The organism is Micromonospora sp. WMMD1102 (genome assembly GCF_029626265.1).
Lineage (GTDB): Bacteria > Actinomycetota > Actinomycetes > Mycobacteriales > Micromonosporaceae > Plantactinospora.
Window position 1 is genome coordinate 2825038 of record NZ_JARUBN010000001.1, and the last position, 14726, is coordinate 2839763.

General features: G+C 73.0%; 10 protein-coding genes. 7 read left to right on the forward strand and 3 right to left on the reverse strand.

What is annotated here, in order from left to right:
* Positions 1–176: 176 nt before the first annotated feature.
* Positions 177–2345: an APC family permease gene (locus tag O7626_RS12510; RefSeq protein WP_278061336.1), complete on the reverse strand. Its 2169-nt coding sequence runs from the start codon at positions 2343–2345 to the stop codon at positions 177–179.
* Between the two features lie 387 nt (positions 2346–2732).
* Here O7626_RS12510 and O7626_RS12515 point away from each other — a divergent pair, with 387 nt between their 5' ends.
* Together O7626_RS12515 and O7626_RS12520 are read left to right on the forward strand one after the other, a co-directional pair.
* Positions 2733–3812 carry an LCP family protein gene (locus O7626_RS12515; RefSeq protein ID WP_278061337.1) on the forward strand — a complete coding sequence of 360 codons (1080 nt, stop codon included), beginning with the start codon at positions 2733–2735 and terminating at the stop codon, positions 3810–3812.
* Between the two features lie 86 nt (positions 3813–3898).
* Positions 3899–5461 (forward strand): sugar transferase, encoded by a 1563-nt coding sequence (locus O7626_RS12520; protein ID WP_278061338.1) that lies wholly within the window; start codon positions 3899–3901, stop codon positions 5459–5461.
* Positions 5462–5497: 36 nt separating this feature from the next.
* Here the strand turns inward: O7626_RS12520 and O7626_RS12525 are convergent, their stop codons facing one another.
* Complete coding sequence (locus tag O7626_RS12525; RefSeq protein WP_278061339.1) at positions 5498–6742, reverse strand: DUF1501 domain-containing protein; 1245 nt, start codon at positions 6740–6742, stop codon at positions 5498–5500.
* 1 nt (position 6743) lies between these two features.
* Complete coding sequence (locus tag O7626_RS12530; protein WP_278061340.1) at positions 6744–8012, reverse strand: DUF1800 family protein; 1269 nt, start codon at positions 8010–8012, stop codon at positions 6744–6746.
* 228 nt (positions 8013–8240) lie between these two features.
* Here O7626_RS12530 and O7626_RS12535 point away from each other — a divergent pair, with 228 nt between their 5' ends.
* Genes O7626_RS12535 through O7626_RS12555 form a run of 5 tightly spaced genes read left to right on the forward strand, consistent with a single transcriptional unit; the run spans position 8241 to position 14666 of the window.
* Positions 8241–9464 carry a glycosyltransferase gene (locus O7626_RS12535; RefSeq protein ID WP_278061341.1) on the forward strand — a complete coding sequence of 408 codons (1224 nt, stop codon included), beginning with the start codon at positions 8241–8243 and terminating at the stop codon, positions 9462–9464.
* On the forward strand, positions 9457–10941 hold the full coding sequence (locus O7626_RS12540; protein WP_278061342.1) for an O-antigen ligase family protein: 1485 nt from the start codon (positions 9457–9459) through the stop codon (positions 10939–10941). Before O7626_RS12535 ends, O7626_RS12540 begins: the two co-directional genes overlap by 8 nt.
* Positions 10895–11962, forward strand: a complete 1068-nt coding sequence (locus O7626_RS12545) for a glycosyltransferase (RefSeq protein ID WP_278061343.1) — start codon at positions 10895–10897, stop codon at positions 11960–11962. Before O7626_RS12540 ends, O7626_RS12545 begins: the two co-directional genes overlap by 47 nt.
* The gene (locus O7626_RS12550; RefSeq protein ID WP_278061344.1) at positions 11959–13152 is read left to right on the forward strand and encodes a glycosyltransferase family 4 protein; all 1194 of its coding nucleotides are present in this window, start codon (positions 11959–11961) and stop codon (positions 13150–13152) included. The genes O7626_RS12545 and O7626_RS12550 overlap by 4 nt, the downstream gene beginning before the upstream one ends.
* On the forward strand, positions 13149–14666 hold the full coding sequence (locus O7626_RS12555) for a lipid II flippase MurJ (protein WP_278061345.1): 1518 nt from the start codon (positions 13149–13151) through the stop codon (positions 14664–14666). The genes O7626_RS12550 and O7626_RS12555 overlap by 4 nt, the downstream gene beginning before the upstream one ends.
* Positions 14667–14726 lie beyond the last annotated feature (60 nt).

The window sequence follows — 14726 nt, forward strand, 5'->3', positions numbered from 1 at the left end:
CCACACGCCGTCCGGTCGCGGCATTGTCCTCGATCGGGCACCGACCCGACCGGACGGGCCAGGGCGGAACCGCCGCGTCGGTCGACCAGAGTGCTGCGATCGTCCGCACGACGCCCGCCGTCCCGCCCCGCCGTCCTGCCCCGCCTAGCCGACCCGTCCGGGCGCTTCCGGTCGGGTCACTCGGGCAGCTGGACGGGGACGCTGGTGACCACCACACCGGGTACGCCCCGCAGGGCGCGACGCAGCCGCAGCTCGGTCCGGGTGTGCAGGATGTGGTGCCACAGGTGCCGGACCACGATCTCCGGTACCACCACGGTCAGGGTGACCTCCGGCCGTGCCGAGCGCAGCGCCCCGACGTACTGGGCCAGCGGCGCGATCACGGTCCGGTACGGCGAGATGATCGTCTCCAGCCGCAGGTGGCCACCCCAGGCCTCCCACTGTCGGCGGAACCGGTCGGCCTCCTCCTGCTCGGAGGTGAGGTGTACGGCGAAGGCCGGCTGCCCGAGCGAGGTCGCGTACGCCAGTGCCCGCAGGGCGGCCAGGTTCAGCCGGGCCACCGGTACGACCACCAGGTGCCGCAGCTCGCCCGGGACCAGCTCCGCCCCGGTGCCCGGAGCGCCCGCCGGCACGGTCAACGCCTGTCGCATCGCGTCGTAGTGCCGTCTGATCTGTAGGCAGAGCAGCACCAGCAGCGGCACGGCGACCACCACCACCCAGGCGCCCTCGGCGAACTTGGTGACCCCGGCGGTGACCAGGACCAGGCCGCAGAGCAGCGCACCGGTGGCGTTCAGCGCCGCCCGCCAGCGCCAGCCCGGTTCCCGGTGCCGGCGCCAGTGCACCACCATGCCGCCCTGGGAGAGGGTGAAGGCCAGGAAGACCCCGACCGCGTAGAGCGGGATCAGCGACTGGGTGTAGCCGCCGAACGCCACGAAGATCAGCGCCGCCGCCACGGCCAGCACGATGATGCCGTTGCTGAACGCGAGCCGGTCTCCCATGTGCAGGAACTGTCGGGGGGCGTAGCTGTCCCGGGCCATGAAGAAGAGCAACCGGGGGAAGTCGTTGAAGGCGGTGTTCGCGGCCAGCAGCAGGACCAGGGTGGTGGCGGCCTGGATCAGCGCGTACCACGGGCCGGTGCGGAACGTCTCGCGGGCGAGTTGGGACAGCAGCGTCTCGTCGGGCCGCGGGACCAGGCCGTTGAGGTGGATCAGCAGGGTCAGCCCGGCGAAGAGCACCACCAGGATGCCGACCATCCAGGTGAGCGTGGTCCGGGCCTGGCGCCACTCGACCGGCCGGAACGCCGGCACCGCGTCGGCGACCGCCTCGATCCCGGTCATCGAGGAGGCGCCGGAGGCGAAGGCGCGGAGCACGACCAGCAGGCCGAGTCCCTCGACCGCGCCGACCGGTGGCGGCGGGACGGGTTCGAATCCCCGGCCCGCCGCCCGGGCCACCCCGACGGCGAAGAGCAGCCCGATGGCGGCCAGGAAGAGGTACGTCGGCGCGGCGAAGAGCTTGCCGGACGCCCGTACCCCGCGCAGGTTGCCGGCGAGCAGCACGGCGATCACCAACAGGCCGAGCGGCACCGTGTACGGGGTCAGCCCGGGCAGCGCCGAGGTGATCGCCTCCACGCCGGCCGCCACCGACACCGAGACGGTCAGCACGTAGTCGATGATCAGTCCGGCCGCGGCGGTGAGCCCGGCCCGGGTGCCGAGACTGTCGGAGGCCACCAGATAGGAGCCGGCGCCGTGCGGATAGGCGTAGACCGTCTGCCGGTACGACGTACCGACCGTGATCATCAGCAGTACCAGTGCGGCGGCGATCGGCAGGGCCAGGCCCAGCGCGCCGCTGCCGGCCAGCACCAGGACGGCGAGCATCGCCTCCGGCCCGTACGCGACCGAGGAGAGCAGGTCGGAGGAGAGCACCGGCAGGGCGACGAGTTTCCGCATCCGCTCGTGCAGCACCGCCGTGCTGGCCAGCGGTGGGCCGAGCAGGGCCCGCCGCAGTGCCGTGGCGGCCCGGCCGGGCCGGCTGCCGGTGGGGCTGGCCGGGCCGGTGGCGGTCAACTGCCCCTGCCGCTCGGTCGTCCTGAACATCTCGATCCGGCCCAGCCGGCCCGAGCGGCTCGGCGCCGCCCGGTGCCGGTAGTTCTCCAGTCCCGGATCCAGCGGCAGTACGGCGTCCCGGGGCGGCTGGTCGGCCAGGTCCACCCGCCACCGCCGGCCGACCCCGCCCAGGGCGGCCAGTTCGGCCTCGTCCAGCGCCGGGAACTCGGCCGACGGGCTGAGGACGCTGCTCGGCTGCTCCGCTGGCCGCGCACCGTTCCCGTTTCGCCGCTGTCGCCGCACCATGCTCCGCCTCGTCCGACACCGCTGCACCTCGTCCGACACCGCTCGCCTCGCACTGTCACCGATCTGGCCGGCCGGTCGCACCGAAACGGCGATACTCGGCCGGAAAGTACGGCCCCTCGGCGCCTTTCCCACCCGGCCGGAACGCCGTCGGGTTGCGGCGCGGCACGGTCGGGTGTGCCGGGTCGCCCGGCCGGAACGCCGATCGGGTTGCGGCGCGGCAACGCCGTCGGGTTGGCGCAGTACGGTCGGGTGTGCCGGACCGCCCGGACCGGGCACCCGGACGCGGACCCCGCCTGAGCTGCGGCGCAGTGCGGTCGGGTGTGCCGGGGCGGATCGGCCGTGCGACCGGGGCTTTTCACTGTTGCGTGCATCAGTAGCATCGAGGCCATGCCACACCACCCCTCACTCGCGGAGTCCGACTCCACCGAGGTCATCGCGGCGACTCCGGACGGGAGTTCCACCGAGGCGCCGCCGCCGAAGCGCCGCCGGCGACGCACCCGGCGGATCGTCCTCATCACGCTGCTGGTGTTGGCACTGCTGGGCGGCGGGGGAGCGGTTGCGGCCGGCATCTACGTCCACTCGCTGGAGTCGGGCATCGAACGGGTCGAGGCGTTCGACGAGGTTCCCGAGGAGTCGCGTCCGGTCAAGGTGGCGAAGGACGCCAAGAACATCCTGATCCTGGGCAGCGACACCCGCGATCCGTCCAGCACCGGCGGATCGCGCAGCGACACCATCATCCTCGCCCACCTGCCGGCGGACCGGTCGAGCGCACAGCTCGTCTCCATCCCCCGGGACACCTGGGTCAACGTGCCGAAGTCCAAGGACGGCAAGCACGGCGGTCGGGACGCGAAAATCAACGCGGCCTACGCGTGGGGCGGGATTCCGCTGATGGTGCAAACTGTCGAGAAGTTCACCGGGGTGCGGATCGACCACGTGGCGCTCGTCGACTTCGCCGGCTTCAAGGAGATCGTGGACGCGCTCGGCGGCGTGCAGCTCACCGTCGAGGAGAGCTTCACCTCCACGCACTCGCTGCTGCCCGGTGGCCGCCGCGAGTTCAAGAAGGGCAAGCAGGTGATGGACGGCGCGCAGGCGCTGGACTACGCCCGCGAGCGCTACGCGTTCAAGGACGGCGACTTCGCCCGGATCCGGCACCAGCAGCAGGTGATCCGGGCCATCCTCGACAAGGCGGCCTCCGGTGGCACATTGGCCAACCCAGCCAAGCTGAACTCCTTCATCCGGGCCTCCGCCGACGCGGTCTCGGTCGACAAGACCCTCTCCCTGCTGGACATGGGGACGGAGCTGCGGCACCTGCGCAGCGGCAACCTGACCTTCCTCACCAGCCCGACCAAGGGCACCGGCCGGGTCGGCGACGAGAGCGTGGTGTTCGCCAAGACCGACGAGGTGAAGACCTTCTACGACGCGGTCCGGCGCGACGCGGTACCCGAGATCCTGAGTAGAGCGAAGTGACCGCCCCCGCCGGGGCGGGACACCCACGGCCGTATCCTGCACCCGGCGTCCGGTAGCGGCGGTCGTCGTCACGGGGGAGGTAGCAGATGTCGAGCTGGCCGTTGGCATCGCATGATCCGGTGGTCGGCCTGCCCGACACCGGCCCGCCGGAGCGGTCGCCGGCCGCGCCGGGCATGCCGGTCGCCGGTGCCGTCGACCCGGCCATCGACGCGCCGCCGGTGCCGCGGCCCCGCACCGGTCCCCCTGGGCCGGCCGAGCGGTTACGGGTCGGCACCGACACCACGGCGGTGCTGCCGTACGCCGGCTCCCGCGCCTCCGTGCGGACCCGTCGACTGCGCGCCTGGATGGTTACCGCACCGGTCGACCTCGTCGCGCTGCTCGGGCCGCTGCTGGTCACCGACCGATACTGGCGGGGGACGGTCTTCACCGCCGGGCTCACCGTGGCCATCTTCGCCGCCGGCGGGCTCTACCGGGCCCGTCGACACATGAGCATCCTGGACGAGCTGCCGAGCCTCTGCGGTCGGCTGCTCGCCTCCGCCGCGATCGTCGCCATCATCGCGGCGATGCGGCACGGCTCGGTCGAGTACATGACCGGTTTCATGCGGGGTGTCGTGCTCTCCGCCGGGCTGGTCATCGTAGGCCGTGCGATCACCCGGCGGGCGGTGACGGTCGCCCGCAAGCGGCGCTGGGTGGAGCACAACGCCATCATCATCGGCAGCGGTCCGGTCGCCGCCGAACTCGCCCGGCTGTTGCGCCGCTATCCGCAGTACGGGTTGCGCTTCGCCGGCTGTGTCGACGCCGAGGAGCGGTCCGGGCCCGGCTCGCCGCCGCTGATCGGCACGTTGGACCAGCTCGCCGACCGGATCCGGCTGGTCGAGTGCGACGTGCTCGTCGTCGCCGAGCCCGACTGCCCGGAGAACAGCCTGATGGAGTTGCTGGCCCGCCCGGAGTTCGCGGACTGCGACATCTGGAGCGTGCCCCGGCTCTGGGGCTCGCGTTCGCCCGGCGGGCTGCCCGACCACATCGGTGCGATCCCGATGGTGCAGATCCGGCACACCAGCCTCACCGGCCTGCGCTGGCTGCTCAAGCGCGCCTCCGACATCGTCTTCTGTGTCGTGGCGCTCGTCGTGCTGAGCCCGATGCTGGTGCTCTGCGCCCTCGCCACCTGGTTGGAGGGCGGTCGCGGGATCTTCTTCCACCAGGAACGGATCGGCCGGTACGGCAGGCCGTTCGACGTCATCAAGTTCCGCACCATGAAACCGGCGGACGAGACCGAGTCCCGGACCCACTGGTCGATCGCCGACGACCAGCGGATCGGCCCGGTCGGCCGGTTCATGCGGCGCACCTCGCTGGACGAGCTGCCCCAGCTCTGGAACATCCTGCGCGGCGACATGACCGTGGTCGGCCCCCGCCCCGAGCGGCCGTACTTCGTGCAGAAGTTCTCCGCCGAGCATCCCGACTACGCGATGCGGCACCGGGTGCCGGTCGGGCTGACCGGGCTGGCCCAGGTGAGTGGCCTGCGCGGGGACACCCCGATCTCCGACCGCGCCCGGTTCGACAACTACTACATCGAGAACTGGTCGCTCTGGCTGGACACCAAGGTGCTGCTGCGTACGGTCATCGAGGTGTTCCGGGGCGGCGGCAGGTGAGCAATCCCTCGGCGTGGCCGGCTCGCGGCCCGTCGGCTATCCGGCGGCGGGCAGGAACGGCAGCGGGGTGACCTGGTAGCCGCCCAGGTAGCGGGCCGGGTCGGCGCCGAGCACCGAACCGAGGACGGTGCCGAAGACCTGCCGGAAGTCGACCGTGGCCCGCAGGTCGCCGTCGTCCAGGTCGGTCAGGCTCGGCTGCTCGCCGTAGAGACCGCCGGTCACGTCGCCGCCGAGCACGAAGACCGGTCCGGCGGTGCCGTGGTCGGTGCCGTCCGAGGCGTTCGCCCGGACCCGCCGCCCGAACTCGCTGTAGACCACCACGGTGACCCGCCGGCCGGCCTCGGTCCGGGTCATCCGCTCCACGAAAGCGGCCAGCGCCTGGTCGAGCTGGGTCAACAGCATCTCGTGCCCGGCGATCTCGCTGGCGTGCGTGTCGAACCCGCCGAGACTCACCGAGTACACCCGGGTCGGTACGTTCGCCTCGACGCAGCGGGCGACCAGCCCGAGCTGCCCGGCGAGCGCGCTCGAGCCGCCGGTGCCGGTCGCCGGGCCCATCGGCCCGCCGTCGGCCTGGGGCAGCTCCCGGCCCTGCCGCACCAGCTGCTCCACCCGGAGCAGGTCGGCGTAGGAGGCGGCGGCGCGGGCCTGCATCGCCGGCTCGCCCGGCTGCGCCCCGCCGAGCGCCCCGACGAGCCCGGTGTCGATGCCGGGTGGCAGTTTGAGGCCGCCGAGGCTGACGCAGGCACCGGCCCGGGTCTCCCCGGCGAGCAGCGGCGGCAGCACCGGCTCGAAGCTCACCGCCGTCTCCGGGGACGCCCTGGTGCCGTCCAGCCACCGCCCGACCCAGCCGCTGTAGATCGGCATCTCCGGTGACGCGGTCTGCCAGATGTCCATCGACCGGAAGTGGCTGCGGTCCGGCTTCGGATAGCCGACGCCCAGCACGACCGCGAGCCGCCCCGCGTCCCAGAGCCGCTTCAGCCCGGTCAGTTTCGGGTTCAGGCCCAGGGTGTCGTCCAGGTGCAGCACCTTCTCGGCCGGGTACGCCAACTCGGGCCGCAGCCCGTGGTAGCGGCGGTCCTGGTACGGGATGACGGTGTTCAGGCCGTCGTTGCCGCCGTAGAGGGTGACCAGCACCAGGGTCCGGCCCGGGTCGGCGGGGTCGACCGGGGACGACTTCTCCAGCAGCTCGGCCAGGCCCAGGCCGGCACCGGTGGCCGCCAGCGCACCGGCGCCGACGACACCGGAGGCGAGCAGGAAACGGCGTCGGGTAAGCGCGTCCATCTCAGGTCACCAGGTATTCCGGGCTCGACAGGCCGAGGACGAGCAGTTGGCGCGGGTCGCCGACGTCACGGAGCACCTGGTAGGTCCGGTCGGTCCAGCCGTCCAGGCAGAGCAGGTGCGCCACGTCCTCCGGGGTGAGCCGCCCCGGTTGGTGCAGCGCGGCCAGCTTCCCGGCAAGGTTCATCCTGACCTGGGCGGCGGCCGAGGTCAACCAGGCCGTGCCGGCCGGCCAGCCGCCCACGCTGGGCGGGGCGAACGGGAGCTGTCCGAGGGCGCGCATCGCGTACACGATCTCCATGGCGGTCTCGACCGGCAGGCTGCTCATCCGCAGGCCGAGCTGCCGCATCGCCCCGACCAGCCACTCCACCGGCTGCTTCACCAGGGTGTGCGCGGTGCCGGCGAAGGCGTCGTCCTCGAAGAGCGCGCGCAGCATCGCCATCGGCGCCGGGAACGCCTCGGCCATCTTCTCCCGGACCCGCTCCGGGATCGGCTCGCTGTGCGAGGCGTACCGGAACCACATCCGGGCGGCCAGGAAGCGGGGGCACTCCGGGCGGGTCAGCAGCAGGTTGACCAGGCTGTGCGCGTCGAATTTGGCGGTCTGACCGAGGATCGTCTTGCGGCCCGGGTCGTGCCGCTGCCGGTCGAAGACCGGTGTCTCCTGCTCCAGGATCGTCCGCCAGCCGGTGAGCGCCCGGCCCGCCTCCCGGACGTCGCGTTCGGTGTACTGGCCGATGCCGAGCAGGAACAGCTCGAAGAGTTCCCGGGCGAGGTTCTCGTTCGGTGCGTCCTTCTTGTTGTGCTGCCCGTCCAGCCAGTAGATGAGGGCCTGGTCCACGATCATCCGGTGGGCCAGGTCCACCACGTCCCGGGCGGCCCGGATCGTCCGGTGCTGGGTCAGCATGTACTGCGCGCTGCTCACCTTGTCGACCGAGGTTGCCCAGTGCCCGTGCCAGAAGAAAACCAGCTTCTCCACCGCCTGGTGGCTGGCGACCGTCATCCGGTCCAGCCACCACCGCTCGATCAGCTCGGCCTGGGCCTTGCGCATCGTGTCGGCCCGGACGTGCTGCTCCCGGGTCGGGTTCGGCAGGTTGGCGTGCGGGTCGGGGCCGAGCTTCGGGACGGGGGAGCTGGTCGCCCCGACGTCCGGCCCGAGCGGGGCGAGCAACCCGGAGAGGGTGTCGGGGTATCCCGACTGTTTCGCCGCCGCCAGCTCCGCCGCCGTCGGACCGAACCCGGCCCGGCGCAGGAGCAGCGCGACGTCGTCGGTCATGAAGGCAACATAGGCGAGAAACCGGGACAGCGGCAAACCCTCCCGGCCGGCGTCGCGACCGGCGGAAAACGGCAGCCCGTGCCGGCGGCCGGGTCGGGTGTGGAGGGTGCTCGTCCGGCGACTACTGGCGGACAAACCCGAGCGACTCCTGGCGGACAAACCCGAGTAAAGCGGGTCGGCGGCGAGGGTGGCTGTCGGCCGGGCCGCCCGCTCCCCTAGGGTACCCTGGTGCAGCAGTGCGCCTCCGTGGACACGATGACTCCGACGATGCTGGTGCTGGGCACCGCCGAGTGGAGCGCGCAGATCGCGACGAACCAGCACTACGTGGTGCGGGAGTTCGCCCGCGACTTCGAGACCCACTTCGTCGAGTCGCTCGGCCTGCGCCGCGTGCGCCTCGACGCCCGCGACCTGAGCCGGATCGCCCGCCGGGTCCGCAACCGGGTGCGCGGGCACTCCGGCACGACGCACCGGCCGGTGCCGGAGCGGGCCAGCATCGTCTCGCCGCTGATCGTGCCGGTGCACCGCCGGCCGACCCGGCTGGTCAACCGGATCCTGCTGGAACGCGCCGTCACCGCTTGGCGGAACAGCCCGCGACCCCGGGGGCTGTGGACGTTCACCCCGGTGACGTACGGGCTCGAACGGTACGCCGACTTCACCGTCTACCACTGCGTCGACCTGCTCGGCGCGTTCCCCGGTGTCGACGCGGTCGCCGTCGCCGCCGGAGAGCGCCGGCTGGCCACCCTGGCCCGGCCGGCGATCGCCACCAGCGAGGCCGTCGGCGCGCACCTGCGCACGACCGGCTTCCCGGACGTGCGGGTGCTGCCGAACGTCGCCGACGTGGACGTCTTCGCCGCCGCCGGCCGGCCCGCCGCGCAACGCCGTCCGGTGGCACTCTTCGCCGGCAACCTGTCACCGCACAAACTGGACTACCCGCTGCTGCGCGCCCTGGCCGAGGGGCTGCGCGGCCGGGGTGAGCTGCTACTCGCCGGTCCGGTCGCGGCCGGTGGCGGCGGCTTCGACACCGAACTGGCCGAGCTGGTCCGGCTCGGCGCGCGCTATCTCGGGGTGCTCGGCATCGACGAGCTGGCCGAGGTGGCCGGCACCGCCACGGTGGGTCTGGTGCCGTACGCCCTGAACGCATACACCACCGGGGTCAGCCCGCTGAAGTGCTACGAATACCTGTCGGCCGGGCTCTCCGTGGTGAGCACCGCCGTGCCGGACGTGGTCCGGGCGGCCCGGGGCAGCGACGCGATCGGCGTGGCGGACTCCGTCGACGACTTCGTCAACCGGGTACTCGACGCCCTCGCACCCGCCACCGAAGAGGAGATCGCCGCCCGGGTCGGCCACGCCCGCGATTTCGGCTGGCGGGCCCGGGGCGAGCTGCTGCGCGGCATCGCCGGCCAGGCCGCCGGTGGGCAGCCGGCACCGGTGACCGGGGCGCCTGGTGCCTAGGGTGCTGCCGGCCGCCCGCCGCCTCGGCGACGAGCTGGCCCGCGCCGCCGCCCGGCCGCACCGGCTCGCCGTCCTGGCGACCGTCGTACTGGTGCTCGCCCTGCCCCAGCTCTACCTGCTGCCCAGGGGAAGCGTCGACATCGCCCTCGGCACCGTGGTCGCGCTGCTGCTCGCCCCGGTGGTCCTGCTCGCCACCCGGGGCGGACTCGCCCGCGGGCTGCTCCGGCTGGCCCTGGTCCGGATCCTGCTGGCCCTGCTGGCGCTCCGGCTGCTCGCGCTGGCCTGGTCACCCGAGCCGCGCGCCGGCTTGCAGTCCATCACGCTGCTCGGCCAGTTCGTCGTCACAGTGGTGCTGATGGTGGCGGTGGCCGGCGGCGGCGCCGCGGCACTGCGCCGGCTGCACCTCTGGTACTGGCCGTGGGTGCTGTTCGAAGCCGCCCTGGTGGTCGGATTCCGGCTGCTGCCCGGCCTGGAGGACGCCTACCTGCACTCGATCGGCGGCTTCTTCGCCGGGCAGAACACCGTCGCGGCGCTCTTCGGGGACAACCCGAACAACGTGCTGGACCCGGCGAAGGCCGGTGGCGTCTTCATCAACGCCAACGTGGCGGCGATGTTCCTCGGGGTCAACGGCCTCGCCGCGTTCGCCCTGGCGGCGCTGACCGGGACCCGCTGGCTGCGGGTGGTCGGCGTACTGGCGCTGCTGGCGGTGCCGTTCACCGGCTCCAAGTCGGCCACGGTGCTGGTGTTCGCGCTGCCCGCCGCCGCGTACGCCTTCCACCGGCTGCGCCGGTACGCCACCCCGGCCGTCCGGCGCTATCTGCTGTTCGCCGCCGTGCCGCTGGCGGCGGCCGTGGTGCTGCTGCTCGCCCTCAACCGCGGTTTCCTGGACGCCCTGGTGGACGCGTTCGTCGGCCGGACCGCCATCTGGCAGTTCGGTGCCGAGGAGTTCCGGGACAGCCCGCTGCTCGGGCTCGGCTACGGCGGCTGGGACGTCGGGTTCGCCGGCTACGCCGACCGGCACGACATCTGGCGGGTCTTCCCGCCGCACAACATCCTGCTCGGCGCCTGGGCGGTGACCGGCCTCGCCGGACTGGTGCTCACCGTCGCCTTCTTCGTCGCCGCGTTCCGGCTCGTCGTCCGGCGGCTGTCGGACGGCCGCGCCGGGCAACCGTTCGTGATCTGCGCCGGCACGGCGATCGGCTGGATCCTGGTCCAGGGGCTCGGCGAGAACACCGACGTCTTCGGCGACATCCACCTGATCCCGATCGTCTCGCTGCTCATCGCCTACCTCGTCCGGCCCGTTGCCGAGGAGACCCAGGACAGTGCAAGCCACCCCGACCGTGGGAGTCGTACGCCACCAGCAGTTCCGGCCGTCGGAGACGTTCATCACCAGCCAGGCCCTGGCGATGCGGAGCTTCCACCCGCTGTTCGTGGCGAGGGACCCGGTCCCGAACCCGCCGCCAGCCGGCTCGGCTAGCCCGGCACCGACGGGCGGACCGAGCGGTGACCCGGCCCGGCCCGACACGGTGAGCGTCGCCGACTTCGGCCGGGCGGCGGTGCTCGCCTACACCCTGACCCGCCGGTCGGAGCCGCTGCGCCGGCTGCTGGCCGAACGCGGCACGGCACTGCTGCACGCACACTTCGGGGTGGAGGGCGTCTACGTGGTGCCGGTGGCCCGCGCGCTGGGCGTGCCACTGGTCACCACCCTGCACGGGTTCGACGTGACGATCACCAAGTCCCGGCTGCTGGCGTCCCGGAAGACGTCCTGGGTGAACTACGTCGCCTGGCGCAACGAACTCTTCGACGCCGGGGCGAGGTTCGTCTGCGTCTCCGAGCACATCCGGGCCAGGGCGCTGGACTGGGGCTATCCCGCCGACCGGCTCGTCGTGCTGCCGACCGGGGTCGACGTCGACCTGATCCCGCCGGCCGGGCCGGTCGAGACGCCCCGGATCCTGCACGTGGCCCGGCTGGTGGAGAAGAAGGGCACCGCGGACCTGCTGCGGGCGTTCGCCGTGGTACGCCGGGCGGTGCCGGACGCCGAGCTGGTGGTGGTCGGCGACGGACCGCTGCGGGAGTCGCTGGACGCGCTCGCCCGGCAGCTCGACGTCGCGGCGGCGGTACGCTTCCTCGGCGCACTGCCGCATCCCGAGACACTCGGCTGCCTGCGCCGTTCCCGGCTGCTCTGCCAGCCGAGCGTCACCGCCGCCTCCGGGGACCAGGAGGGGCTGCCGACGGTGCTGCTGGAGGCGGCGGCCAGCGGGCGCCCGGTGGTCGGCACCCGGCACGGCGGGATCGCGGAGGCGGTCACCGACGGCACCGACGGCTATCTGGTGGCCGAGCGGGACGTCGCCGGGCTCGCCGAGCGGCTGACCGCGCTGCTGACGGACCCGGACCTCTGCCGCCGGTTCGGCGAGGCCGGCCGGCGGACGGTCGTCGAACGCTTCAACCTGCGCAGCCAGACCGACAAGCTCGAATCGCTCTACGGGACGCTGCTATGACCGAGTCCATAATGGTCTTCTCCCGGGCCACCCCGCACCACCACACCGGCGGCATGGAGACACTGGCCTGGAGTCTCGCCGCCGAACTCGCCCGGCAGGGCCGCCAGGTCCGGGTCGTCACCACGGCCATCCCCGGGGTGCCCGGTCCGTTCGCGGCGGACGGGGTCGAGGTGGTGCCGCTGGCCGGTACCCGGCCCGGACGGTACTCCGCGGCCTGGTGGCGGGAGTCCCGGGCGTACTGGGCGGCCTGCGCGACGCCGCCCGGGGCGGTGCTGTCGGTGAGCGCCGGGGCGTACTCGGTGGTCCGGGCCCGGGAGCGGCATCCGGGTACGCCGTTCGTGTTGCAGGCGCACGGCACCTCGATGATGGAGATCGGCTCGAAGCTGCGGGCCGGGAACCTGCGGTCGCTGGCGACCGCGCCGAAGAACGTCGGCTGGCTGGCCCGGGACCTGGTCCGGTACCGGGACTTCGACCGGGTGGTCGCGGTCGGCGGGCGGGTCGCCGAGTCGCTGGCCGCCGCGCCGCAGCGCTGGGCGGTCCGGCCGGACCGGATCCGGCTGATCCCGAACGGGGTACGCCCGGCGGACCACACCGGCGGTGTCGAGCAGCGCCGGAAGCTGCGGGCGGCACTCGGCGTCGACGACCGGGTCACAGTGGTCGGCTGCGTCGGCCGGCTGCACGTGCAGAAGCGGCTGGACCGGGCGCTGCGCGCGGCGGCGGTACTGCGCGACCGGGGCCACGGCGACCGGTTCCGGTTCCTGCTGGTCGGCGACGGCCCGGACGAGGGCCGGTTGCGCGCCCTGGTCCGCGACCTGCGGCTGGCCGAGCTGGTCACCTTCGTCGGCCGGGTGCCGCCGGAGGAGGTCGGGCGGTACTACGCGGCGGCCGACGTCGCCCTGCTCACCACGGCACGGCTGGAAGTGGGGCTGCCGATGGCGATCCTGGAGGCGCTGGCCGGTGGGCTGCCCTGCGTACTTCCGACCGGCGCCACCGGGCCGGACTCGCTGGCCGGCGTGCTGCACCCAGTCGACCCCGCCGATCCCGGCGCCCTCGCCGAGATCCTGACCGGGATGCCGCCGGCTGCCGGTCCCCGGTCGAGCCTGCTTCCCGAGGAACTCACCCTGGCACACTGTGCCCGCAGCTACCTGACGCTCTTCGACGAACTCGCCGGCCGGCCCGGAACACCGTGACCAGGATCTTCTTCCGGCTGCTGCTCGGCGGGGTGACCGGAAAGGTGCTCGGGCTGCTCCGCGAGGTGCTGCTCGCGGCGCTCTTCGGCGCCGGCCGGGTGGTGGCGGCCAACCGGGTCGCGCTGACCGCGACCCTGATCCCGATCAACTTCTTCACCGCCGACGCGCTCTCCGCCGGGTTCCTGCCGCTGTACGTGCAGTACCGCACCGAACGGCCGGCGATGGCCCTGGTGCTCTACCGCACCGTACGCTCGCTGCTCACCGCGTTCTCGTTGCTGCTCGCCGTGGGGCTGCTGCTCGGCCGGGCCGCCTGGGTCGACCTGCTGGCGCCCGGCCTCGACGCGGAGACCGCCCGGATCGCCGCGACGATGCTCGGGATCGCCGCCCTGGCGGTGCCGTGCTACGTGCACTACAACCTGCACACCCTGGTCGGCCTCGCGCACGACGACGTACGCCTGATCAACATCCGCCCGTCGGCGCAGAGCCTCGGGCTGATCGCCGCGACGCTGCTGGCCTATCTCACCGGCCGGGTCGAGCTGCTCGCCTGGGGCTTCACCGTGCCCTACGTGCTGCTCTGGCTCTTCGGCATCTACTGGGTCCGGCGCCGGGGCTACCTGACCGGGGTCGACGGCGATCCGGACGCGCGGTTGCCGGACGGGGCCGCCCGGCGGCTGGCGCTGCGGATGTTCTGGCACCGGCTCCGGCCGCTGCTGCTGATCCCGGTGATCCTGCAGGGCTCGATCGGGGTGGAGCGGGCGGTCGGCTCGCTGCTCGGCGTCGAGGTGGTCGCGGCGACCGAGTACGCCCGGTTCGTCGTCGACTCCTGCATGGCGCTGCTCGCCGCCCCGCTCGGGCTGGCCGGGCTGGCCTCGTTCGCCAAGATGGAGCCGGGCGCGGTGGCCGGCGGCCTGCGCCGGCTGCTTCCGCCGGTGCTCTTCGTGACCGTGCCGCTCTCGTTGATCCTCTGCCTCAACAGCACCGGCATCGTCACCCTGCTCTACGCGCGCGGCGAGTTCGACGAGCAGGCGGTACGGATCTCCGCCACCCTGCTGCTCGGCTTCGCGCTCGGCATCTGGGCGCAGGTGATCGGCTACACCCTGGTCAAGGTGCTGAACGCCCGGGGCCGCAACTTCCAGGTCGCGATCGTGATGGCGGTCTCCTACACGGCTGCCGCCGGGCTGAACCTGCTGCTGTTCCGGCACTGGGGCGCGCTCACCCTGGGGGTGGCGGCCTCGGTCGGCGGGCTGTTGATGTTCCTCGTCTCGGCCCGCCTGCTGGGGGTGCTCGGGTTCAGCCTGAAGCTCGCCGCCGCGTTGCTGCCCGGCACGGTCGCGGCCGGTGCGCTCGGCTACCTGCTCGCCGGGCTGGGCCTGCTCCGGCTGGTCGCCTCCTGCCTCGGGATCCTGCTGGTCTGGGTCGGCTCCGCCGCACTGCTGCCCGGACTGCGCCGGACCTTCCTGCTCGGCATCTGGGCCCGGGTCGCCGGACTGGCCGGGCGCAAGAGCGGGGTGTGAGCGATGGAAACCAGGTTGGTCCGCCTGACGGTCCGCCTGCCAGCCCGTCTTTCAGTCCGT